Here is a 22,691-nt window from a genome sequence, read left to right on the forward strand (position 1 = left end):
TTTTTTGACATTTTATTTATTAAATTAAAATTATTAAAAAACCCCTTATACTATATCACAAAAGTGCCAAAATCAAGCACCCAAAATGTCTATTAACCCCTTGTTACGGATTACTGATTATTTTTAAATTTTTGCATTTTACATTTTCTTTATTCACTTTTTGACAACGGAATTTCTATTTTTTTTATCAAAGAAACATCAATAGTCTCTTTAATAGATTGATATCCCTGCATATTGATTTCTAAAGTATAAATATCGCTTTGTAAAGGAGAAAAGAAAACCTGTCCAGGAAGACTGCAAACAGTAACAAAACTAATAAAAAGATCTGAAAAAGTTGGAGAATAATCCGCATCTTGAGTAGAAAGAAAAGCCTTATATCTAAAGTAACGAAAATCGCGATGAATAATATTTATTGTTGTATTACTATTTGTATAATAAGTATTAGCTGTTCCATCTGGTCCTTTAAATTCCCATGTTGCAGGAGAAATTGTTGGACTTGTGGCTATTTGAAATTTTAAACAATTAGTTCCGCAATTTGGAATTTGTGTTTCAGGTTGCCAAAAAATATTTCCATAATCTACTCTTGAATTGCCAAGATCAAAAGTAGAGGAAATAAGTTCTCCTAACATAGGATAGGTTCCAGAAAATTTCCAATTAAGAGAAATTTTTTCTATTACTGGAGTTTTTTGTAGATTGTCTGTTCTTAAAATTGCTTTCCAACGAAGGTCATACCCTGGATTAGTAAATTTAATTGATTGGCCCGGAGAAACTAATTCAAAATGATTACCTCCATCAGCTGAAAGAAAAAGATCAATTGTTTGTCCATTTATTTTTTTTTGTATAGCTATTGTTGCATGTTCAATAGTTCTATTAGAGGTATTAACTTTTAAAGATTGAATTGTGTCTGAAGAATGATATTTTCCATTTTCATATTTTAATTTTGCTTCATGTTCTTGAATATTCCATTCGCCCGTTGTTTGAGTTGCATCTTTATAAGCATCATTTTCAAATTCTTCTTTAAAATGATCAGTCGGTTTTCCTTCTGAAGTTAAAAAAACATCTCCAGGCGTAGTGGTTGTATCAATATTCCCATTGTCTGAAAAATATTTTGTTTGATCAATAAAATTTTCTTGGCTTGATCCTCCTTGCCAATTAGTTTGTCTTAAAACGCCACAGCCAGTAATTTTTGTTTCATCATATCCTGTTTTATAAAGACGAACTTGGGCTTCAGATAATGGTTGATTAGATCCAGCATCTTTAACAATAACAGAAAGATTGTTGTCGGTTTTTGGTTTTAAAATTAAATAAAAATCTTGCGTTGTATTTGGTTGAATTCCTAAAGGTTGAAAAGGATTAGTTCCAGCTAAATTATAATTATCTGATATTAAAGGAATAAGATTAGTTGTGTAAGTATCCCATTCTAAATTATTATTAAAAATAAATTTTCCAAAAGAATCAGTAATTAGATTTTGGGAATATTTATAAACATTAGGATCTGCACCAATTAATTTTGCTCCTTGAAAATTAAAATTAGCATTTCCAATAGATTGACAATTTTCATTAACGCTATAAATATTTAGAGTGGTTAATTTGTCAATAGAAAAACTAATACTTGTAACTTTATTTTCTAATATAGTAGCGTCTGGTTTAATTGGGTTTGGATTAGAAGGAGGGTTAGAGGGTAAAGTATAATCAGTAGAAAATCCATTTTTTGTTGCAACAATATGGTATTTACCTGTAGAAACGGGTAGACTAAAAAGTTGTAAAAGACCTTCATTATTAGTTTGAGAATTAATTAATATATTAGGAATAACATCAGTATTATTTACAGAAACAGAAGCTTCTGGCACATTTATTCCATTAGCGTCAAATACTGTGACAAAAAGAGTTCCAGTATTAGACGCTGATTCTATTCCTTTGGGAGAAAATGTGGAAATTAGAGATACTGACTTGCCTGAAAATTTATTCCAACTTACTTTAACTTCTATTTTTTTATAATCTGAAGGAGTTGTGTCGGGATTTATAACATCAGTCGCTAATCTATCAAAAGCATCATCAATATAAGTTGGGTTTGTTTGAATAGTAAATTCTATTCCATTCTTGGTTATTTTTTGAGAACTAGGGATTTCACCATGTGGCCAACCCTCGGTTGTTCCAATTTTGGCATAAGGTAAATTTCTAATTATTTCTATTTGTTGATTAGCTAGTTGAGTAGCAATAATTTTTGCTTTACTGGCTCCTAAAGTTTTACGAGCCATATCAAACATTCCATAAATACTCAACATTGTAATCATTAGAATTCCAATGGTAACAAGAAGTTCAATTAATGAAAATCCAGAAAAATTAAAATTTTTAAACATATTTTAAAAGTATTTATTAATTAACAGGCTTTAGTAAAAGTATAAAACTATTTATAAATAAATTCAATTTATTAAATAATTGAAATGTGTTATAATTTTTTAAATTATTTTTAATTTAGAAATCTTTTATGAACCTAACTATTCAAGAAGTTGAGCATATTGCAAAATTGGCTCGATTAAAATTAACAGACCAAGAAAAAAAGAAATTTGCTCAGCAACTTTCTTCTGTTTTGGATTATGCAAAACAATTAGATGAAGTGGATACAGAAAATGTGAAACCAACCAACCAAATCATTGGTTTAAAAAATATTTACAGACAAGATGAAATAAATGAAAAAGAAAAATCAGAAAAACAAGCATTATTACAATGCGCGCCAAACACAGAAGATGGATATATTAAAATACCGTCAGTGTTTTAAAGTATTTTTTAATTTTATTAATATTTATTTATAATGAAGAAAAAATTAATACAAAAAATAGGTTTTTCTCCAAAAGAAAATGTAGAAAATATTTTTGCAAAAAAGTATAATAATTTTATTATTGAAGTTGATTTTAATAAAGAGCAAATTAATTATGGCAATAAAATAAAATCAGAAAGTGGGACAACTCAAAATTTTTCTAAAGAAGAAAATTGGGTGGTTTTGGAATGTGTAAATCGGCTTCTCGAAAAAGGATATAAACCAGAAGATATAACTTTAGAAAAAAGGTTTAAGGTGGGGCATGGAGTAAGCGGTGGCAGAGTGGATATTTTTGTAGAAAAAGAAGGCAAAGCATTTTTAATGATTGAATGTAAAACTTTTGGAAAAGAATTTGAAAAAGAATTAAAAAACATAAACAAAGATGGTGGACAGCTTTTTACTTATTTTCAAAATGATACAAATGCAGAAGTTTTAATGCTATACACTTCTCAATTAAATAATGAAAAAATAGAATATAAAAATGAAATAATAAAAATTGAAGAACATTATAGAAATGCTGGCAATGTCGCAGACTTTTATAATAGATGGAATAAAATTACAAATCAAAATGGAATTTTTGAGGAATGGGTCTCTACATATAATTTTGAAAATAAATCACTTACAAAAAAAGATCTTAAAATTTTAAAAGACGAAGATAGCGGGTTTATTTTTAATAGTTTTCTTTCTATTCTTCGCAAACATTCTATTTCAGATAAACCAAATGCTTTTAATAAAATTTTTAATCTTTTTTTAGCAAAAATTCTTGATGAGCAAAAAAATGATATAGATGAATTAGATTTTCAATGGAAAGAAAAAACAGACGATGCTATTGATTTTCAGGTTAGATTAATTAATTTACACAAAGACGGGATATATGCTTTTTTACAAAAAGAAATAGAAGGTATTAGTGATAGCGATTTTTCTGCATATAAAACAGAAGAAGAACGAAAAAGTAAAAAGAAAAAATTATTAATTTTTAATAATGTTTTTGCGATAAAAGAAGTTTTTGATAATGAAACTTTTGAAGATAATCAAAAAGTATTAAAAGAAGTTGTGGAATTATTACAACAATATCAAATAAGATACCCAAGAAAACAACAACATCTTTCTGATTTTTTTGAAAGATTATTAACTACTGGTTTAAAACAAGAAGCAGGACAATTTTTTACACCTCCGCTAATTACAAAATTTATTATCAAAAGTATTCCGTTAAAAGAATATATTGAAAAAGATTTAGATCAGGTAATTTCAAAATTGCCGGCTGTTATAGATTATGCCGCTGGTAGCGGGCATTTTATTACTGAAATAATGGAGGCATATCAGGATATTTTAGATAAAATAGATATTGATTCTTTACATTATCCAAATGCGAAAAAAGATGCAAAAAAATGGCGAGAGAATCCATATGATTGGGCATCAAAATATATTTATGGAATAGAAAAAGATTATAGATTAGTAAAAGTCGCGAAAGTCGGTTGTTATTTTTATGGCGATGGTTTGGCGCAAATAGTTTATGGCGATGGTTTGGATAATTTTGCAAATTCTAAAAGTTTTGTTGGATTGTTGAAAGAGAATATTGACGATTCTGAAAAAGCAAAATTTTCTTTTGTTGTTTCAAACCCACCTTATTCTGTCTCTTCATTTAAGGGAGATTTAAAAAATTTATTTGCAGACAAAGATTTTACTTTATATAAATATCTTACTGACAATAGTTCAGAAATAGAATGTTTATTTATAGAAAGAACAAAACAACTTTTAAAAGAAGGCGGAATCGCCGCTGTTGTTTTGCCAAGTTCTATTTTAAGTAATACAGGTATTTATACAAAAGCTAGAGAAATTATTTTACAAAATTTTAAAATTATTGCTATTGCAGAATTGGGTAGTAATACTTTTATGGCAACAGGAACAAAAACAGTTGTTTTGTTTTTACGAAGAAAAAATAATAATATAATAATTAATTTACAAAATTCAGTTAATAATTTTTTTGACAAAATGCAAGATGTTACTATGAATGGCATAGAAAAACCAATAACTAAATTTATAAAAAATGTATGGGAAGGAATTAATTTTGTTGATTATATAACTTTAATAAAAAAAGAACCGAATGAAGTTATTTGTAATCATGAAATCTACAAAGAATATAAAAAGAAAATAAAAGTAAAAAATGAAAAAGAATTTTGGGAGATAGTGTTAAAAAAAGAAAATGAAAAACTTTTATATTTTATTATTGCTTATAATCAAAAAGTTGTAGTAGTAAAAACTGGCGAAAAAGATGCTGAAAAAGGATTTTTAGGTTATGAATTTAGTAATCGCAGAGGAAGCGAGGGAATGCATCCAATACAAAGAGGAAAAACAATAGACGAATGCACCCAACTTTTTGATACAGAAGTTTTTGATAATCCAGAAAAAGCTAGCACTTATATTTACAAAGCATTTAGTGGTGATTATGATTTTCCTATTTCTGAAAATATAGCAAAAAATATTTCAAGGCACAATTTAATAAATATGTTGACTTTTGACAGAGTTGATTTTGAAAAAACAATTTTATTAAGTGCAAAAAAAAAGTTAAAAATTGAGAGTAGGTGGGAGGTTAAGAAATTAAGTGAGGTTGCACAAATTGATTGGGGAAATACAAATTTAACAAAATCTATTTTTAAAGAAAATGGACGATATAATGTTTATAGTGCAACAGGGTTAGACGGCAAGACGGATTTTTTTGAAAACAAAGAAGATGCTATTATTTTGTCAGCAATTGGAGCGAGATGTGGAAGATGTTTTTATGCAACAGGTAAATGGACTGCGATAAAGAATACAATTGTAATTAAAAATAAAAAAAATATTCTTTTGAGATTTTTATTTGAGTATATTAATAATGAAAATTATTGGGTGAAATCTGGGACAGCACAACCTTTTATTACAGTGGGAAGCGCTTATGAGCAAAAAATTCCTCTCCCGCCGAAAGATATTCAAGAAAAAATCATTGATGAAATAAAAAAATTAGAAGAAAAAGAAGAAAAAAACAAAGAGGAAGTTGAGAAATTAAAAAATACAATACCACAATTAATTGAAGGTAAGTGGGAGTTGGTTAAGGTTGGACAAATTGCAAATACACAATATGGATTTACAGATAAAGCGACAAGCAAAGGAGAAATTCGCTATTTAAGAATTACTGACTTAAACGATAATGGAAGTATAAATTTAAAGAATGAAGCGAAATTTATTAATCCAAGTAAGGAAACAAAAAATCAATTTCTCTTAAATAATAATGATATTGTAATAGCAAGAAGCGGTAGCGTTGGAAAATCAGCTATTTATAAATCTAATAAATATGAAAAAATGATTTTTGCTTCATATCTTATTAGATTGATTATTGACGAAAATAAAGTTTTACCACAATATTTATTTAATTTTACAAAAACAAAAATGTATTGGGATCAAGTAAAAGCCAATAGTGTTATAGTTGCTCAACCTAACTTGAATGCTGAAAAGATTAAAGGATTTAAAATCCCACTTCCACCACTTTTTGAACAACAAAAAGTTGTTTCAAAAATAGAAAAAATTGAAGAAAAAATAAATGAATTAGAAAAAGAACTTACAGAAATTCCAAAACAAAAAGAAGAAATATTAAAAAAATATCTTGAAAAATAATTTTTCCTATGTTTCTAAACGAATTAACAATTAAACAATGTCATGACGGATTGATGAAAAAAGATTTTTCTAGCGTTGAGTTGACTCGGGCTTGTTTACATCAAATTAAAAAACAGGATGACAAAATTCATTCCTTTGTTTTGATTACAGAAAAAGAAGCATTAGAACAAGCAAAAAAAGTGGATGATAAAATTGCTCAAAATGAAACAATCAAAATTTTAGAAGGAATTCCAGCTGGAATAAAAGATTTACTTTGCACAAAAGGAATAAGAACAACAGCTTGCTCAAAAATTTTAGAAAATTTTATTCCTCCATATGATTGCACAGTCATTAAAAAACTTAAAGAAAATGGATTTGTGATATTAGGGAAACAAAATTGTGATGAATTTGCTATGGGTTCAAGCACAGAAAATTCAGCTTTTGGGTCAACAAAAAATCCATATGATTTAGAACGAACTGCCGGCGGATCTTCTGGTGGTTCAGCTGCTTCTGTTGTGGCCAATGAATGTATTTATTCTATTGGTACTGATACTGGCGGTAGTATTCGTCAACCAGCTGCTTTTTGTGGAATGGTTGGATTAAAACCTACTTATGGTCGAGTGAGTCGTTTTGGAATTACTGCTTATGCTTCTTCATTGGAACAGGCTGGTCCTATTATTAAAACAGTTGAGGATGCAGCAATTGTATTGGAAGCTATTGCTGGAAATGATAAATTAGACTCAACTACAAGTTTTAAAAATGTTCCAAATTATAGCGCAAATTTAAACAAAGACATTAAAGGAATAAAAATAGGATTGCCTCGAGAATTTTTTGAGCAAGGATTGGATTTAAAAATTAAGGAATCAATTTACAAAGCATTAAAAGTGTTTGAAAATTTAGGCGCAAAAATAGAAGAAATAAATTTACCAATGACTAAATATGCCATTGCCTCTTATTATATTATTGCCAAAGCTGAGGCCAGCGCAAATCTAGCGCGTTATGATGGTATTCGTTATGGAAACTCAAATGTCAAATCACAAAATTTATCTGATGTATATTTTGAAACAAAAACAAATGGGTTTGGAGATGAAGTCAAAAGAAGTATTATGATGGGTACATACGCCTTGTCATCTGGTTATTATGACGCTTATTATTTAAAAGCGACAAAAATACGCACATTAATTAAACAAGAATATATTAAAGCATTTGAAAAATATGATGCGATTATTTGTCCTGTCTCGCCCATTTTGCCTTTTAAAATTGGAGAAAAAATAGAAAATCCATTGGCAATGTATTTGATCGATGCGTTTACTGTGCCTATAAATTTGGCTGGTGTTCCGTCTTTGACAGTACCATGTGGAAAAATAAAAATAAAAGAAAAAGCGAAAGAATATATTGTAAGTGATGGTGAAAGCTTACCCACTGCTTTTCAAATTATCGGAAAACATTTTGATGAAGAAACAATTTTAAGAATAGGAAATGCGTATGAAAAAACGCAAAATAAAATAAAATAAAAAAAGAAAAAAGATTGCAGAGTTTTTCTTTTTAAAGTATACTGATTTACAAATTTATTTATTTATTTATTTTATTATTATGCAGAAATTTATTTCAAGAGAAAAATTTGAAAAATTGGTTGAAAAACTTCAATTTTTAAAAAATATTAAACGTCCGCAAGTAGCTGAAAAAATTGCTAGTGCTAAAGACTTGGGAGATTTATCAGAAAATGCGGAATATAGCGAAGCGAAAGATGATCAAGTTTTATTAGAAAGAGAAATAGCTGAATTAGAACATATGATACAAATTGTGGTAATTGTTGAAAAATCAAAAAATCAAAATAATATTTCGTTTGGATCTATTGTTGAAATTAAATACAATGGACAATATAAAAAATATTCCATTGTCGGAAGCGCGGAAGCGGATCCTTCTCAAAATAAAATATCAAATGAATCTCCTTTAGGAAGTGCTTTAATGGGACATGCTGTGGGTGATTCAATAGAAGTTAAAACTCCAAAAGGATTGGTAGAATATACTGTTTTAAAAATTAGTTAGAAAAAATTAATAAAAAAAATATATATGATTTTGCGAAAATTTATTGCTTCTTCTGGTTTTTGTTCACGACGGAAAGCTAAAGAATTAATTAAAACTGGGATAGTTAGGGTAAATGGGCAGAAAGTTGAATCAAGTCAAACAATAGAGCAAGGCGATATAGTTGAAATAGGAAATGAAAAATTAGAACTACCAAAAGAAAAAATTTATATTAAATTAAATAAACCAATTGGCTATGTTTGCACTAATAGAAAATTTAAAAAAGAAAAAAATATTTTTGAATTGTTGCCATTAGAAGCAAATAGATTAATTATCGTTGGACGTTTAGATAAAAATAGTCGTGGTTTGGTAATTTTAACTAATGATGGTAATTGGTCTGAGCATTTAACTCATCCTAGATATGAGCGTGAAAAAGAATATCAGGTTAAAATTTTCAATGATCAATTTTCAATTTTTAAACCAAAAGAAATAATTGAAAAATTTAAAAAAGGTATTGATATCGGCGAAGGTGATGGAATTGTTAAAGCAAAAGAAGTTATATATTTAGGTGATAATAAATTTAAAATAATTTTAACTGAAGGTAAAAAACGACAGATTAGAAGGATGTTTAAGAATATTAATTTTTTGGTTGATGATTTAGTTCGAGTAAGGATTAGTGATTGGGAATTAGGAAATTTAGCAGAAGCAAAGTGGAAATTTTTTAAATTAAAAAAATAAATTATTTTATGTCAAATGAAAAAGAAACAATCGGGGACAACATAAAGAAATACCGAAACAAGCTCGGTATTTCTCAAGACAAGCTGTCCAAACTTGCTGGCGTTACTTTGCATACACTGACCAAAATAGAAGCGGGAGCAACGCCCAATCCTACCATTGATATTGTTAAAAAAAATTGCGGACGCTTTGGGTGTTTCGCTTGATGATTTAATGAAATAAAATATGGCAAACAAAAATCTTACAAATGCAAAAAAGGCAAAAAATGATGAGTTTTATACTCAGTTTATTGATATTCAAAAAGAAATTGGAGCATATTTGGAATACAACCCTGATGTATTTCGTGGCAAGGTTGTGTATTGCAACTGCGATGATCCATTTGAGAGCAATTTTTTTCGTTATTTTGTGCTTAATTTCAAAAAACTTGGACTGAAACAACTTATTACTACTAGCTATAAACCTTCGCCAATAGCCAATACTCAACTGGGATTATTTGGTGATGATAAAACTCTCCCTAAATCAAAGAGTCGTCCTAAAATAACCGCCAATAAATTTATTATTAATGAAGTGTATGACATGGATGGTGACGGTGAATTTAATTTGAAGGATGTTGCCTTACAGTTAAAGGCAAATAAACATAATGAATGGACACCGCTTGAAGGCAACGGTGATTTCCGTAGCGAGGAATGTATAGAACTATTAAAACAATCTGATATTGTAGTGACAAATCCACCTTTCAGTTTGTTTCGAGAGTATGTTAAGCAACTTTTTGATTATGATAAAAAATTTCTTATTATTGGCAGTATGAATGCGATTACTTACAAAGAAATATTTCCATTGATAAAAGAAAACAAAATGTGGCTTGGTAATGGCTTTCACGCCGGTAATGCTTATTTTTTCACCCCTTTTGCCAAAGAATATGGAGAGGGGGTTTATATGCCCGAAACCGGTTTAGTAAAATTTAGGAATGTTTGTTGGTTTACCAATCTTGACCATGGGCGTCGTCACCAACCATTGCCACTTATGACAATGGAAGAAAATTTGAAATACAGCAAGCACAAAGAAATTAAAGGCAAAAAAGCGTATGATAAATATGACAATTACGATGCCATAGAAGTATCATTTACCGATGCCATCCCGAGCGATTATAATGGCGTAATGGGCGTGCCGATTAGTTTTTTGGATAAATATAATCCTGACCAGTTTGATATTGTAAAGTTTAGACACGGAGATGATAATAAAGATTTAAGATTGAAAAATGGAACTTGTCCGTATTTTAGAGTTTTAATTAGGCATAAGAAAAAATAATATGAAATACAATTTTTTAGATTTAAACAAAGAAATAATAAATTTAATGAAAGAGGAAGTATTACTTGATTTAAATAAAGGAATTTTATCAAAAAGTACAAGATTTACTGATGAGGGTAATAGTAGATATTCTGATATTTTACTTAAAAACATAGAAAATGGTGATGAGGAAACTTTAAGTCAGGAACTTATTGGGTTTTTTAAAACGAAAGAAATTAGTCATGATAAAAAAGGAAATATTATAGAAAAAGATGTTCCTTTTGATGTTAATGAAGTTTTTGCTAAAACAGAGTTTAATAGATTTTATATGAGAGGTCTTTGTGTTTTTGCACTAAAAAATAATAAGGGTCTACAAATTTATAGAGCAAAGGAGTCACAAAATCATAGAGTAGAATCAGACAATTTATTAGGTTCCAAGATAGAAAACACACAGGAGGCTTTAACAACATTAAGGGATAATAAAAATTATTACAATTTTATTGCAAAACCAAATAGTGGTTTATCATTAAAATTTATTTAATAAAATTATATGAAAAAAGTTAAAGTATCAATTCAAGACGAAAACACCTTAATTTTATTAGAAGATGGCTCAAAGGGTGACATAATTGATTTAAAGTCTATTCATGAAACTGACATCGACAAAACAACAATCACGAATGTGGTTAATTCAATAAAACATGATGCATTTAATGCTGAATTGAAAAAAGAAAAGGATACTATTGAACGTGAAAATAACTTAAGGTTAGAACTTAAAGAAAAAGAGTGGGCAGATCGTGCGAAAGAAAACTCGTCTGAAAAAGATAAGGAAATTGTTGCACTTAGTTCAAAGTTAGAAAGTGTTGCAGAAATGACAGAAGCAAATGTGAAGTTAGAAGCTCTTCAAGAAAAACAGAGAATAGAGAAAGAATATCAAGAAAAGATAAACGAAAAAGACACTGAAATAAATAATATCAAGCATGAGAAAGAACTAAGTGAAGAAAAACTTAAAGAACAGATTAAATCTACTGAAACTGCTCTTGTATCATTCAAAGAAATGCGTTCAAAAATGAGCACCAAAATGATTGGTGAATCACTTGAAGTGCATTGTGAAAATGAATTTAATCGTATTCGTCATATCGCATTTCCTAATGCAAGTTTTGGTAAAGATAATACAATCTCAGAATCAGGCTCAAAAGGAGATTATATCTATAGAGAATTAGATGAAGATGGTAACGAAATTCTGTCCATTATGTTCGAGATGAAAAATGAAGATGGTATCACTGCCACTAAAAAAAAGAACAAGGATTTCTTTAAGGAATTAGACAAGGATCGAAGAGAGAAAAATTGCGAATATGCTGTTTTGGTAAGTCTTCTTGAAAAAGATAATGAATATTATGATGACATTATTCCTGTTTATGAATATGAACTTACGTATTCCATACGCCCTCAACATTTTATTACTATCATTGGATTCTTACGCCAAGCAAACATCAAGTCACAATACCTCCGACGTGAAATCCATATGCTTAATAATCAAAATGTTGATGTATCAAATTTTGAAACTAACATGAATACATTTAAAGAAGCATTTTCAAGAAACTATAGATTGCACTCGACGCAATTTTCAGAAGCTATAAAAGAGATAGATAAAACCATTGATCACTTAAATAAAGTGAAGGAAAATTTATTGAAATCTGATAATAATTTACGATTAGCAAATAACCAAGCTACTGACCTGTCGATAAAGAGGCTTACTTCCAATAGTCCAAGTGTCGCCAAAGTATTTGAAGAAATTAGTAAAGAACAAAAAAAATAATATGAAAACAATTTTAAAAACCAACATTACTATCAAAGATATTTGCGAAGGGTTTGTTTATAACGAACTTGAAGGCAAGGGTTTGTTTGGTTTGTCTGGCAAATTGACTATTCAACCGGAGTATCAGCGTAACTATATCTATGCCTCCGATGGCGGAAAAAGAGAGGTTGCTGTTATCGAATCACTACTCAAAGATTACCCGATTGGCTTAATCTATTTTAATAAAGTATCAGAAAATAATTTGGAAGTTTTAGACGGGCAACAGCGCATCACGAGTGTTGGACGTTTTGTGACTGATAAATTTGCTATCAAAGATGAAAACGGATTACAATATTTTGGTGGTATGGCAGAAGACAAAAAAGAAAAGATACTGGAAACAAAACTACTAATTTATGAATGCGAAGGGACAGAAAGCCAGATAAAAGAGTGGTTTAAGACGATCAACATTGCAGGAGTTCCGCTCGTCCCTCAAGAATTATTAAACGCGATCTATTCCGGACCATTCGTTACGCTAGGTAAAGAAGAGTTCAGCAACAGCCAAAATGCCAATATTCAAAAATGGAACGCATACATAAAAGGTAGCGCAAACCGACAGGCATTTTTTGAGAGAGCTATAGACTGGGCAAGCAAAGGAAACATTGATGATTACATGAGTATTCATCGCAACGACAAAAATATCAATGAGTTAAAAAAATATTTCAACAGTGTGATCGATTGGATCTCTAGTGTATTTACCGATGTAGAAAGCGAGATGTCCGGACTTGAGTGGGGACGACTGTATGAGCAGTATCATAAAAAAGCCTATGACCTCAAGAAAGTGTCAGCCGAAGTGCGTAAGCTCTATGGCGATCCGTATATCAAAAACCGCAGGGGTATTTCTGAGTTTATTTTAGGTGGTTCTGTTGATACGAAATTGCTTGAAGTCCGAATTTTTGATGAAGTAATAAAAAAATCAGTTTACAAAAAACAAACGATTGAAGCTGAAAAGAAAAAAATATCAAATTGCCCGCTTTGTGCCATTGGGCATGATGCTAACAAGAGTAAAATTTGGAGTTTTGGCGAAATGGATGCCGACCATGTAGCGGCTTGGAGTAAAGGTGGCGCGACTGCGACCAAAAACTGTCAAATGCTTTACAAGACACATAATCGAGCAAAAGGGAATCGGTAAACAAGGTAACCGAGCGAATTTTCAGAAATCAGCGTCAGGATTTTTTTGAAAATGAGTTCTAACTTTTTCCAACAAACACCACCAGACAGGAAATGAGAAATTTTAAATTATAAATTTAGAACCTAAAACTTAATTTTTATGTCAAACGAAAAAGAAACGCGGTTAGAAAAATTAAATAAAATTATTGCTCAAAATATTAATCCTTATCCAGCTATTGTTAAAAGAACTCATGTTAGTAAGGAAGCGTTGGCTGATTTTGATCAATTATCCAAAAACGAAACCAAGATTTTTTTGGTTGGGCGATTAAGAAGTATTCGATTGCATGGTGGATCCTGTTTTGCGCATTTAGAAGATGGTCAAGAAAAAATTCAACTTTTTTTTCGCAAAGATACATTATCTGAGGCAAAGCAATTTAATTATGATTTTTTAGTTAATTTAATTGATATTGGTGATTTTGTTGAGGTAGAAGGAATTTTATTTTTAACTAAAAGAGAAGAAAAAACTCTTTTGGTGAAAAGTTTTAAATTAATTTCTAAATCATTAAGACCATTGCCAGAAAAATGGCATGGTATTCAAGATGAAGAAGAAAAATTAAGAAAAAGATATTTGGATATTTTATTTAATCCAGAAGTTCGTGAAATGATAGAAAAAAAAGCAAAATTTTGGAATGCTGTTCGTGCTTTTTTAATTAATAAAAATTTTTTAGAAGTAGAAACTCCTGTTTTAGAAACAATTACTGGCGGAGCTGATGCGCGTCCATTTATTACTCATCACAATGCTTTGAATATGGATGTTTATTTAAGAATTTCAATGGGCGAATTATGGCAGAAAAGATTAATGGTTGCTGGTTTTGAAAAAACTTTTGAAATTGGCAGACAATTTAGAAATGAAGGAATGGATGCCGAACATTTGCAGGATTATACTCAAATGGAATTTTATTGGGCTTATGCTGATTATAATGATGGAATGAAATTAACAGAAGAATTATTTAAATATATTGCTCAAGAAACTTTTAACACATTACAATTTAAAATTGGAAAATTTGATATTGATTTAAATAAAAAATGGGAAATTTATGATTATAGTGAAACAATAAAAAAATATACTAACATTGATATATCAAAAGTAAATATTAAAGAAATAGAAAAAAAACTTGAAGAATTAAATATAAAATATGATAAAAAAGGTTTTAATATTACAAGAGCGATTGATAATTTATGGAAATATTGTAGAAAAAATATTGCAGGTCCGGGATTTCTTATTAATGTTCCAATTGTAATGGAGCCATTAGCAAAAAGAATAGAAAAAAATTCAGAATTAGTTCAACGATTTCAAATAATTTTAGCTGGTTCAGAATTAGGAAAAGGATATAGTGAATTAAATGATCCAATTGATCAAGCTGAAAGATTTGCTGATCAACAAAAATTAAAAGATGCTGGCGATGATGAAGCGCAGATGTTTGATAAAGATTTTGTGGAAGCAATGGAATACGGTATGCCACCAATTTGCGGGTTTGGAATGTCAGAAAGATTATTTTCTTTTTTAATGAATAAAACAAGTCGCGAATGTCAAATTTTTCCGTTGATGAAATTAAAAAACATGTAAAAATGGCTACAGTGATTTTGTTAGTAAAAATTAAAAAATTTAAAAGATGTTGAACATTTGGGAGTGTTAATTTTTGGTAAAAAATCTATTTTGGAAGAATTAACAAAAGAGTTTGAATTGTTTGAATAAATTTTTTATTAAATCTATTCACATTTTGACAAAAAAATTAGTATGAAAAAACTACCTGATAACCAAATCGCTTTTTACCAGGTACTGGACGGCACGGTAAATATTGAGGTGCTTTATGCCGAAGAAAATATCTGGCTTACTCAAAAGAAAATGGCAGAGCTTTTTGATTGTTCGCCAGACAACATGTTCAAAAAGAAGGCACTCGCGAAGTAAATAGAAAAACCTTATTTTATAGCCTTGAAGCTATTATTGCTGTTGGCTATCGAGTTAATTCGGAGCGGGCTACCGCATTTCGCAAATGGGCAACTCAGGTTCTCAAGCAATATGCCATTCGTGGCTATGTTTTGGATCGTAAGCGTCTTGAAAATGGCACTTTTCTTGGCGAAGACTATTACGATAGATCGAAAGTAAATTGGAAAAATATCGGATTGTGCAAGATAAATTGTTTGAGTCCGATTTTGACCGCGTGGTAAAAAAGATTTTAAAAATGAAAAATTAGTGATTCTTTAAATGAAAAATAAAAATATTTAAAAAAAATTAAAAATATGGAAATTATAAAAATAACAAATAAAATTAATTTAAAAGATTTAAAACAGATGTCTCAAAATATGTTTGGTGATTTAGTTAAGGCAGTTGTTGATGTTGAAAAAGAAATTATGGTTGTTGACGCGGAATTACATGCTGATGAAGAGGCTTTACTTTTAGAAAATGGTTCAATTCAAAAAGATTTGTGGGGTATAAATATTTATCCAGAAATTCAAGATGAAAATTGGATTGAATTTGATTCAATGATAAATTTGCGTCCTTCGCAAGAAAATAGGAGTAGAGGTGTTGATAATTTAGAAATACAGAAAAAAATTATAGTAATAGTAAATAAGCTTATAATAAAATGAGTATAAAACATAAACAATTAGCTGGAGGTCGGTGGAATAAATTAACATTTTTTGAGCAAATGGCAAATATTGGAAGTGAAGTTGAGAGAACTATTAAATGGAAAGAAAAATGTAATATAGATTATAGTCAACAAGCATTTGAAAGAGCTTTGGAGCTTTTGAGTTTTACTATTGATGATCAGAAAAATAAAAAACGATTAAAAGAATTAGTTAGAGTTTATGAATGCTTAGTTGATTATTTTGTTTTTGAAAATCAATATGGTTCTTCTGATAAGCTATGGCAAAATTATTTTTTTGTTTTTAATTGGGCAGCAAGAAAAGAAAAAATATGTGTTTGAATTAATGGAAAGTAATTAATAAGAGTTGAACTTCAATTAATTTGAAAAAATATGGATGAAAAAAAATTTCAAAAAATAAAAGATATTGCTGAAAAGGAAATCAGCAACACACCTGATGTAGCGCATGATATGAATCATATTATTCGTGTGTATAATCTTGCGTTAAATATAGCAAAACACGAAAGCAATGTTGATATGGATATATTACAACCTGCTATTTTATTACATGATATTGGAGGACATAAAGAAATGAGTGATCCAAGTGGAAAAACTGATCATGCTATTGAAAGCGCTAAAATGGCTGAACCAATTTTAAAAAATTTAAATTTTACTGTAGAACAAATTAAACATATCCAAGATTGTATAATTTCGCATCGTTATAAAACAGAAAATAAACCTAAAACAATTGAAGCAAAAATTTTATTTGATTCTGATAAATTAGATGCTATTGGCGCTATTGGAGTTGCTCGCGCATTTTGTTGGATTGGTAAAAATAATGCGAATATTTATAAAAAAGTTAATTTAGATGAATATATTAAAGAGAATATGAATGGAAAAACAAATGGACGTATTCAAGATAAAACAAAGCATAGTCCACAAATTGAATTTGAAGTAAAAACTAAATTTATTATTGATAAATTATTTACTAAAACTGCAAAAGAGATTTGTAAAGAAAGAATTTTATTTTTTGAAAATTTTTTAAATAGAATGGAGCGGGAAATTAATGGGGGATTATAAGATATTAAAACATAAGAATAATAAAACAAAAAATTAATTAAACTTTTTGTTATTATGGAAACAATAATTCCATTTTTAGACTTAATATGGAAAAACTAATACCAAGATTATTTAAAATGCCAAAGCAAAGTTTTTTTCTTTTTGGACCGCGCGGAACAGGGAAATCTACTTTGTTAAAACAAATCTATCCAAACGCTCTTTGGATAGATTTACTTGAACCTGATATTTTTCGTTCTTATAGTAGTCGGCCAGAACGTTTAAAAGAAATTGTCCTTGCTTATCCAAAAAAGAAAATAATTATTATTGATGAAATTCAAAAAATACCCGAACTTTTAAATGTTGTTCATTTATTAATAGAAAAAAAAATTAATAAACAATTTATTTTAACAGGTTCAAGTTCGCGAAAATTAAAAAGAACAGGCGTAAATTTACTTGCTGGACGATTATTAAAAAAAACACTTTATCCTTTTGTGGCGTTAGAATTGGGCAAAAAATTTAATATAAAAAACGCTTTAACTACAGGCCTTTTGCCATTAGTAATAACAGCAGATAAACCATTAGATGTTCTTAAATCTTATATTGCTTTATATGTGCGAGAAGAAGTGCAAATGGAAGGATTAGTTAGAAATATAGGCAATTTTTCAAGATTTCTTGAAGCAATTAGTTTTTCTCATGGGTCAATGCTTAATACTAGCAATGTTGCTCGTGAATGTGAGGTTGAAAGGAAAACAGTTGAGGGATATATAACAATTCTTGAAGATTTATTATTAGCGCATCGTATTCCTGTATTTGTAAAACGAGCAAAAAGAGCGGTTATTGCTCATTCAAAATTTTATTATTTTGACACGGGAGTATTTTGTTCATTAAGGCCTTCGGGGCCATTAGATAAACCAGAGGAAATTAACGGCCCAGCTCTTGAAGGACTTATTTTTCAACATCTTATGGCTTGGAATTCATATCAAGGAGATGAAAATAAAATTTATTTTTGGAGAACTAAATCAGGATCAGAAGTTGATTTTATTATTTATGGAGAAAAAATATTTTGGGCAATCGAAGTTAAAAATAGCGATAAAATTCGGCCAGAAGATTTGCGCGCATTAAAAACATTTAAATTGGATTATCCTGAATGTAAAGCGTATTTTCTTTATCAAGGTAAAGAGCGAATTAAAAAACATGGAATATTGTGTTTGCCTTGTGAAGAATTTTTATTAAGTTTAAATCCCTCACATTCCAATAATATATTTTAAAAATTAAGAATAAATACGAATTAGATTCTCGTTTATACAGGAATGACAAATAAGATTAAAATTAATTTTTTTTTATTTAATTTATTAATATGATTGAAGAAAAAATTATAAAAAAATATATTTCCAATGATTTGAAGTTTGTAGTTGAGGGCAATACAGTTGTTTTTAATGTTTCAATTTTGGATATTGCTAATATTTGTCAAAAATTATATTTTGAGCATCAAATGCAATTAAAAACAATAACTGCGACAGACGAAAGACATGAGAATAATTGTTTTAAAATATTTTATGTTTTTGGATTGCCAAGAGAAAATATTTTTTTTATTCCATATATTATATTAAAAGACACAAAAGAATTTCCATCTATAACAAAAAGTATTCACGAGGCTTCTGGATATGAAAGAAAAATTAAAACTTTTTTTGGTCTTAATCCTGTTGGTCATCCGCATTTGCGACCAATATTGCTTCATGAAAATTGGCCAGCAGAAAAATTCCCATTGCGAAAAGATTTTAATTGGCAAGAAAGACCAGCAGAAGTTGATGGTTTGTATGAATTTCAAAAAGTTAAAGGAGAGGGGATTTATGAAATTCCAGTTGGCCCAGTGCATGCTGGAATTAATTAAATAATAAAATTAATTATACATTTTTACTATGCCAGACACAATTTTATGTAGGGTCTCATTGGAATTGAACATGACGCGCGAATAACATATCCTTACGCAATTTATGATCAAATTAAATTTGATATTGCATTAGAAAAAGATGGAGATGTTTATTCGCGATTTCGCGTTCGCGTTAAAGAGGTTTTTACTTCTATAAATATTATAGATTAGGCATTAAAAAATTTATCTGAAGGAGAAATTTTAAATAAAAAAAATATTAATTTAAGAAAAAATAGTTTTAGCATCGGAATAACAGAGGGTTGGAGAGGGGATATTGTTTATTTTGTAATTACAGATTCTATTGGAAATATTTCTCGTGTTGATGTCAGAGATCCATCATTTATAAACTGGACAGTATTAGGACACACAGGTAAAGGAAATATTGTTCCAGATTTTCCTTTAATAAATAAGAGTTTTAATTTATCCTATTCAGGAAATGATCTTTAATTTTAATTTTTTTATATGACACAATTTATTAAAATTTACGGAATGAATATTTTTTTGATTATTGTTTTATTTTTTGGCGGTAGATTTTTTTTGAAAAAAATTGTTAAAAAAATAATTAAACAATTATTTAAAAATGAAAATAAAGAAAAAAATATTTTAGAAAAAAGAGCAAAAACAATTGGAAAGATGATTGTTGGAGTTGGGAATGTTGTTATTTATGTTATTGTATTTTTAATGATTTTTAATCTTTTTGGTGTAAATATTGGGCCAGTTTTGGCTGGAACCGGAATTATTGGATTAGCTGTTAGTTTTGGCGCGCAATCAATTGTAAAAGATTTTATTTCAGGATTATTTATTTTAATTGAAAATCAATATGCGATTGGTGATCATATTAAAATAGACGATAAAGAGGGAATGGTAATAAAAATAACAATGCGTTCTACTCTTTTACAAAATGAAAATGGCGCTGTGTCTTATATCCCAAATGGTTCAATAAAAACCGTGACAAATTTTTCTCAAAATAAAATATAAAATAATTATTTTTTTAATTTTTAAATTTATGACAGATTTATTAAACTTTTCCTTTGATAGTGAATTAGAAGGATTAGAAACAAAAATTAAAATAGATTTTTTGGGTTAATAGACATTTTGGGTGCTTGATTTTGGCACTTTTGTGATATAGTATAAGGGGTTGTTTAATGATTTTAGAATCATTTGGCAAACATTATCCTTTTTGGTTAGCTCCACTTAATACTGTAATTTTACTAGTAATTTTTTTCTGGTTATCATATAAAGAAATAAAACAAGCAGAAAAAATAAAAATTTAATTTAAAAAGTATGATAGAAAAAATTTATAAAAAAGATTTTGATGAATGGAATATTCAAAAAAAGATTATTAATATTTCAGAAAATAAAAAAATATTTCATGAAAGAGAAATATTGAGTTGATCCAATGAGTTTTTCTTTTGTTACTTCTTGGAAGAAGTAAGGACTATGTGTCCATTTATTTATTATATAAATAAGTAGTATTATTATGTCAAGTATTATTGTATATTGTTGCTGTACTATGACATTATCACATTGCTACGACATACTGATACAATTTATTGACAAAAATTTTTATAGGAGTATATTAAAATCACAAAGGTCAAAATTTAATAAATTAAATTTATTTTTTAATAAAAAATATATGAAAAATCTAAGAATCGGAATTTCAAATCCCGATGAAATGGAAGAAATAAAAAAAGAAATCAACAAGGAAGGATGGGATGATAGTGTAGCAGTTTTAATTGGAAAAAAGGAAGAAATGCCGGCGTTGTTAGAACAACTTGAGTCGGGAGGAAGAACAGTAAAGTTAGAAACTTATATAAGATTACATAAAGAAATTGCTCTTCCGTTTGAGGAAGTTTTAGAGGAAGATTTAAAAAAAGCAATGGAAGGACACAAAGGCGAATTTTACTTAAGTGAGTGCGATAATTTGAGTAATTGTACAGATCCAGATGATACTAGTTGGAGTGTTGACTTAAGATATTTTGATAAGGCTAATAATTTAGCCTGTATAAGGATAGCAACGGAATTAATTGCAGAGCTTAAGGAGGATTTTAAAACAATGAAATTTTCGGAATTACCAAAAATTCCAGAAGTTCAAATCGGGGCTTCTGAAGTAGATAAAGAAAACAGAATGGAAATAATAAGAAAGAGAGAGGAATTGAAAGAAAGCCGAAAAAGAACAGTTGAAGATAGATTTAAAGAATGGTTAATAAAAATTGGTTTTGCAGGTGAATTAAAATATGGTGAAGAATTTTGGAAGAAAATGAAAAAGGCACGTTTTAATTATCTTACAAGAATGGAAAAGAAAAACGCTGAAAGGAAAAAAGAAGAATTTGATTTTTGATTTTAGTTTAGTTTTTGGCAGGAGTATAGTTTGGTTAGAATTATGAATTACCAAATCAATCAAAATTGTTGTAGTTGTTGTTGTAATTTCTTTTTTGGAAAAAAATATAACAAAATCAGAATATGATAAAAAAAAATATTAAACAAAAAAATTATAATTTTACAGCGATTTTTGAACCAGCGGAAGAAGGTGGTTATGTTGTTTATATTCCAGCTCTCCCAGGATGCGCGACCCAAGGAGAAACATTTGAAGAAGCTGAAACTATGGCAAAAGATGCTGTTGAGGGTTATTTAAAAACAATGCAAGATTTGAAAGAAGAAATTCCTGTTGAATCAGAAAAAATTATTATTTCTAGAATTCCAGCTTTGGTTTAATTTTATGCGATTACCAATAATTAGACCTCAAAAAGTTATAAAAGTTTTAAAGAAAATTGGATTTGAAAAAATAAGACAAACTGGCAGTCATTTAATTTTAGCTAACAGAGCGACAAAAAAGATTATTCCAATTCCAGTCCACAATAGAGACATTAAATGCGGTCTTTTATCAAGTATTATTAAACAAGCAAATTTAACAATAGAAGAATTTATAAAATTATTATAAATTAATAAAATTATGAACCATCAAATCAATCAAAATTGTTGCGGTTGTTGTTGTAATCTCTTTTTAAGAAGGGACTGATTTGTTTTTTATTTAATTTTTGAAAAATTAGTCTCTTTATTGGAAGAGATTTTTTTGTGTCAAAGCAATTTAGAAATGTCATACCTTGATAAATTAATTAAATTAAATATTTTGAGCGTCGCAGGTAATTAAACATTATTCAGACTCCATTACGTGCGTTAAAACGCATTCTTTTGATTTTCCACAATCCAATTCTATCCATTATTATTCTTAATGTTTCTTTATTTATTTTTTTGGTTTAATGGTCAAAAAGTGTTGGTAAATTTATCATTTTTATTATAAGATTAGCAATAAATTAATAATTAATTTAAATCAATTTAAATTTATGGCTAATTCATTAAAAAAAACATTGTACATTTTGCAAAAGCAATGCTGTAATCAAGTGGGGATTTAAAAATAAAAAACAAAGATGGTTTTGTAAAAATTGTGATAAATCTTTCTTCCGGAACAATTTAGGTGCAAGTAAAAATCAAAAACTAAAATTATTTAAAAAATGGATTATTGGAAAAATGATCTTACAGGAATTGTCAGATGAAAGCGGAAAGTCGGTCAGTACATTACAGAGATTATTTAGAAATTATTTA

General features: G+C 28.6%; 22 protein-coding genes and 1 pseudogene. 22 read left to right on the forward strand and 1 reads right to left on the reverse strand.

All coding sequences use genetic code 11. The annotated features are described in order from the left end of the window. Positions 1-149: 149 nt before the first annotated feature. A complete protein-coding gene (locus CVV26_02415; protein ID PKL72223.1) occupies positions 150-2,360 on the reverse strand; it encodes a hypothetical protein in 2,211 nt (736 codons plus the stop codon). Between the two features lie 128 nt (positions 2,361-2,488). Here CVV26_02415 and CVV26_02420 point away from each other — a divergent pair, with 128 nt between their 5' ends. The 22 genes and pseudogenes from CVV26_02420 to CVV26_02525 all read left to right on the forward strand — a co-directional run bounded on the left by CVV26_02420 (position 2,489) and on the right by CVV26_02525 (position 22,029). After that, positions 2,489-2,779 (forward strand): Asp-tRNA(Asn)/Glu-tRNA(Gln) amidotransferase GatCAB subunit C, encoded by a 291-nt coding sequence (locus CVV26_02420; protein ID PKL72224.1) that lies wholly within the window; start codon positions 2,489-2,491, stop codon positions 2,777-2,779. 33 nt (positions 2,780-2,812) lie between these two features. Next, complete coding sequence (locus CVV26_02425; GenBank protein ID PKL72225.1) at positions 2,813-6,466, forward strand: restriction endonuclease subunit S; 3,654 nt, start codon at positions 2,813-2,815, stop codon at positions 6,464-6,466. An 8-nt stretch (positions 6,467-6,474) separates the two neighbouring features. Next, positions 6,475-7,959, forward strand: a complete 1,485-nt coding sequence (gene gatA / locus CVV26_02430; GenBank protein ID PKL72226.1) for an Asp-tRNA(Asn)/Glu-tRNA(Gln) amidotransferase GatCAB subunit A — start codon at positions 6,475-6,477, stop codon at positions 7,957-7,959. Positions 7,960-8,038: 79 nt separating this feature from the next. Next, a complete protein-coding gene (locus tag CVV26_02435; GenBank protein PKL72227.1) occupies positions 8,039-8,494 on the forward strand; it encodes a transcription elongation factor GreA in 456 nt (151 codons plus the stop codon). A gap of 24 nt (positions 8,495-8,518) precedes the next feature. After that, on the forward strand, positions 8,519-9,208 hold the full coding sequence (locus CVV26_02440; protein ID PKL72228.1) for an rRNA pseudouridine synthase: 690 nt from the start codon (positions 8,519-8,521) through the stop codon (positions 9,206-9,208). 8 nt (positions 9,209-9,216) lie between these two features. Next, positions 9,217-9,411: a hypothetical protein gene (locus tag CVV26_02445; protein ID PKL72229.1), complete on the forward strand. Its 195-nt coding sequence runs from the start codon at positions 9,217-9,219 to the stop codon at positions 9,409-9,411. A 19-nt stretch (positions 9,412-9,430) separates the two neighbouring features. Next, the gene (locus CVV26_02450) at positions 9,431-10,513 is read left to right on the forward strand and encodes a DNA methyltransferase (protein ID PKL72230.1); all 1,083 of its coding nucleotides are present in this window, start codon (positions 9,431-9,433) and stop codon (positions 10,511-10,513) included. Between the two features lies 1 nt (position 10,514). Beyond that, positions 10,515-11,033 carry a hypothetical protein gene (locus tag CVV26_02455; protein PKL72231.1) on the forward strand — a complete coding sequence of 173 codons (519 nt, stop codon included), beginning with the start codon at positions 10,515-10,517 and terminating at the stop codon, positions 11,031-11,033. Between the two features lie 9 nt (positions 11,034-11,042). Then, on the forward strand, positions 11,043-12,308 hold the full coding sequence (locus CVV26_02460; protein PKL72232.1) for a DUF2130 domain-containing protein: 1,266 nt from the start codon (positions 11,043-11,045) through the stop codon (positions 12,306-12,308). A 1-nt stretch (position 12,309) separates the two neighbouring features. Beyond that, entirely contained in the window at positions 12,310-13,476 is a 1,167-nt protein-coding gene (locus tag CVV26_02465; protein ID PKL72242.1) for an HNH endonuclease, read from the forward strand. 138 nt (positions 13,477-13,614) lie between these two features. After that, positions 13,615-15,081 carry a lysine--tRNA ligase gene (lysS, locus tag CVV26_02470; protein ID PKL72233.1) on the forward strand — a complete coding sequence of 489 codons (1,467 nt, stop codon included), beginning with the start codon at positions 13,615-13,617 and terminating at the stop codon, positions 15,079-15,081. A 171-nt stretch (positions 15,082-15,252) separates the two neighbouring features. After that, a pseudogene (locus CVV26_02475) lies at positions 15,253-15,683 on the forward strand (hypothetical protein). Between the two features lie 72 nt (positions 15,684-15,755). Continuing rightward, positions 15,756-16,103, forward strand: a complete 348-nt coding sequence (locus tag CVV26_02480) for a hypothetical protein (GenBank protein PKL72234.1) — start codon at positions 15,756-15,758, stop codon at positions 16,101-16,103. Continuing rightward, the gene (locus tag CVV26_02485) at positions 16,100-16,441 is read left to right on the forward strand and encodes a hypothetical protein (GenBank protein PKL72235.1); all 342 of its coding nucleotides are present in this window, start codon (positions 16,100-16,102) and stop codon (positions 16,439-16,441) included. The genes CVV26_02480 and CVV26_02485 overlap by 4 nt, the downstream gene beginning before the upstream one ends. A gap of 129 nt (positions 16,442-16,570) precedes the next feature. Beyond that, positions 16,571-17,179 carry a phosphohydrolase gene (locus CVV26_02490; protein PKL72243.1) on the forward strand — a complete coding sequence of 203 codons (609 nt, stop codon included), beginning with the start codon at positions 16,571-16,573 and terminating at the stop codon, positions 17,177-17,179. Positions 17,180-17,265: 86 nt separating this feature from the next. After that, on the forward strand, positions 17,266-18,426 hold the full coding sequence (locus CVV26_02495; GenBank protein PKL72236.1) for an ATPase: 1,161 nt from the start codon (positions 17,266-17,268) through the stop codon (positions 18,424-18,426). 89 nt (positions 18,427-18,515) lie between these two features. Continuing rightward, a complete protein-coding gene (locus tag CVV26_02500) occupies positions 18,516-19,049 on the forward strand; it encodes a hypothetical protein (protein ID PKL72237.1) in 534 nt (177 codons plus the stop codon). Between the two features lie 57 nt (positions 19,050-19,106). Further along, a complete protein-coding gene (locus tag CVV26_02505) occupies positions 19,107-19,259 on the forward strand; it encodes a hypothetical protein (protein ID PKL72244.1) in 153 nt (50 codons plus the stop codon). A 291-nt stretch (positions 19,260-19,550) separates the two neighbouring features. Then, positions 19,551-20,066 carry a hypothetical protein gene (locus CVV26_02510; protein ID PKL72238.1) on the forward strand — a complete coding sequence of 172 codons (516 nt, stop codon included), beginning with the start codon at positions 19,551-19,553 and terminating at the stop codon, positions 20,064-20,066. 658 nt (positions 20,067-20,724) lie between these two features. Beyond that, positions 20,725-21,429, forward strand: a complete 705-nt coding sequence (locus tag CVV26_02515; GenBank protein ID PKL72239.1) for a hypothetical protein — start codon at positions 20,725-20,727, stop codon at positions 21,427-21,429. A 122-nt stretch (positions 21,430-21,551) separates the two neighbouring features. Further along, positions 21,552-21,803: a hypothetical protein gene (locus CVV26_02520; protein PKL72240.1), complete on the forward strand. Its 252-nt coding sequence runs from the start codon at positions 21,552-21,554 to the stop codon at positions 21,801-21,803. 4 nt (positions 21,804-21,807) lie between these two features. After that, the gene (locus CVV26_02525) at positions 21,808-22,029 is read left to right on the forward strand and encodes a hypothetical protein (protein PKL72241.1); all 222 of its coding nucleotides are present in this window, start codon (positions 21,808-21,810) and stop codon (positions 22,027-22,029) included. Positions 22,030-22,691 lie beyond the last annotated feature (662 nt).

Source organism: Candidatus Kuenenbacteria bacterium HGW-Kuenenbacteria-1, assembly GCA_002839745.1.
Lineage (GTDB): Bacteria > Patescibacteriota > Patescibacteriia > UBA2591 > PGYQ01 > PGYQ01.

Bases quoted from the DNA above. Each gene is read 5' to 3' on its own strand.
- gatA (PKL72226.1), top strand. From the start codon at position 6,475: ATGTTTCTAAACGAATTAACAATTAAACAATGTCATGACGGATTGATG.
- CVV26_02490 (PKL72243.1), top strand. From the start codon at position 16,571: ATGAATCATATTATTCGTGTGTATAATCTTGCGTTAAATATAGCAAAA.
- lysS (PKL72233.1), top strand. From the start codon at position 13,615: ATGTCAAACGAAAAAGAAACGCGGTTAGAAAAATTAAATAAAATTATT.
- CVV26_02440 (PKL72228.1), top strand. From the start codon at position 8,519: ATGATTTTGCGAAAATTTATTGCTTCTTCTGGTTTTTGTTCACGACGG.
- CVV26_02480 (PKL72234.1), top strand. From the start codon at position 15,756: ATGGAAATTATAAAAATAACAAATAAAATTAATTTAAAAGATTTAAAA.
- CVV26_02435 (PKL72227.1), top strand. From the start codon at position 8,039: ATGCAGAAATTTATTTCAAGAGAAAAATTTGAAAAATTGGTTGAAAAA.
- CVV26_02445 (PKL72229.1), top strand. From the start codon at position 9,217: ATGTCAAATGAAAAAGAAACAATCGGGGACAACATAAAGAAATACCGA.
- CVV26_02420 (PKL72224.1), top strand. From the start codon at position 2,489: ATGAACCTAACTATTCAAGAAGTTGAGCATATTGCAAAATTGGCTCGA.
- CVV26_02515 (PKL72239.1), top strand. From the start codon at position 20,725: ATGAAAAATCTAAGAATCGGAATTTCAAATCCCGATGAAATGGAAGAA.
- CVV26_02425 (PKL72225.1), top strand. From the start codon at position 2,813: ATGAAGAAAAAATTAATACAAAAAATAGGTTTTTCTCCAAAAGAAAAT.
- CVV26_02510 (PKL72238.1), top strand. From the start codon at position 19,551: ATGACACAATTTATTAAAATTTACGGAATGAATATTTTTTTGATTATT.
- CVV26_02465 (PKL72242.1), top strand. From the start codon at position 12,310: ATGAAAACAATTTTAAAAACCAACATTACTATCAAAGATATTTGCGAA.
- CVV26_02495 (PKL72236.1), top strand. From the start codon at position 17,266: ATGGAAAAACTAATACCAAGATTATTTAAAATGCCAAAGCAAAGTTTT.
- CVV26_02460 (PKL72232.1), top strand. From the start codon at position 11,043: ATGAAAAAAGTTAAAGTATCAATTCAAGACGAAAACACCTTAATTTTA.
- CVV26_02415 (PKL72223.1), bottom strand. From the start codon at position 2,360: ATGTTTAAAAATTTTAATTTTTCTGGATTTTCATTAATTGAACTTCTT.
- CVV26_02500 (PKL72237.1), top strand. From the start codon at position 18,516: ATGATTGAAGAAAAAATTATAAAAAAATATATTTCCAATGATTTGAAG.
- CVV26_02520 (PKL72240.1), top strand. From the start codon at position 21,552: ATGATAAAAAAAAATATTAAACAAAAAAATTATAATTTTACAGCGATT.
- CVV26_02525 (PKL72241.1), top strand. From the start codon at position 21,808: ATGCGATTACCAATAATTAGACCTCAAAAAGTTATAAAAGTTTTAAAG.
- CVV26_02485 (PKL72235.1), top strand. From the start codon at position 16,100: ATGAGTATAAAACATAAACAATTAGCTGGAGGTCGGTGGAATAAATTA.
- CVV26_02455 (PKL72231.1), top strand. From the start codon at position 10,515: ATGAAATACAATTTTTTAGATTTAAACAAAGAAATAATAAATTTAATG.
- CVV26_02450 (PKL72230.1), top strand. From the start codon at position 9,431: ATGGCAAACAAAAATCTTACAAATGCAAAAAAGGCAAAAAATGATGAG.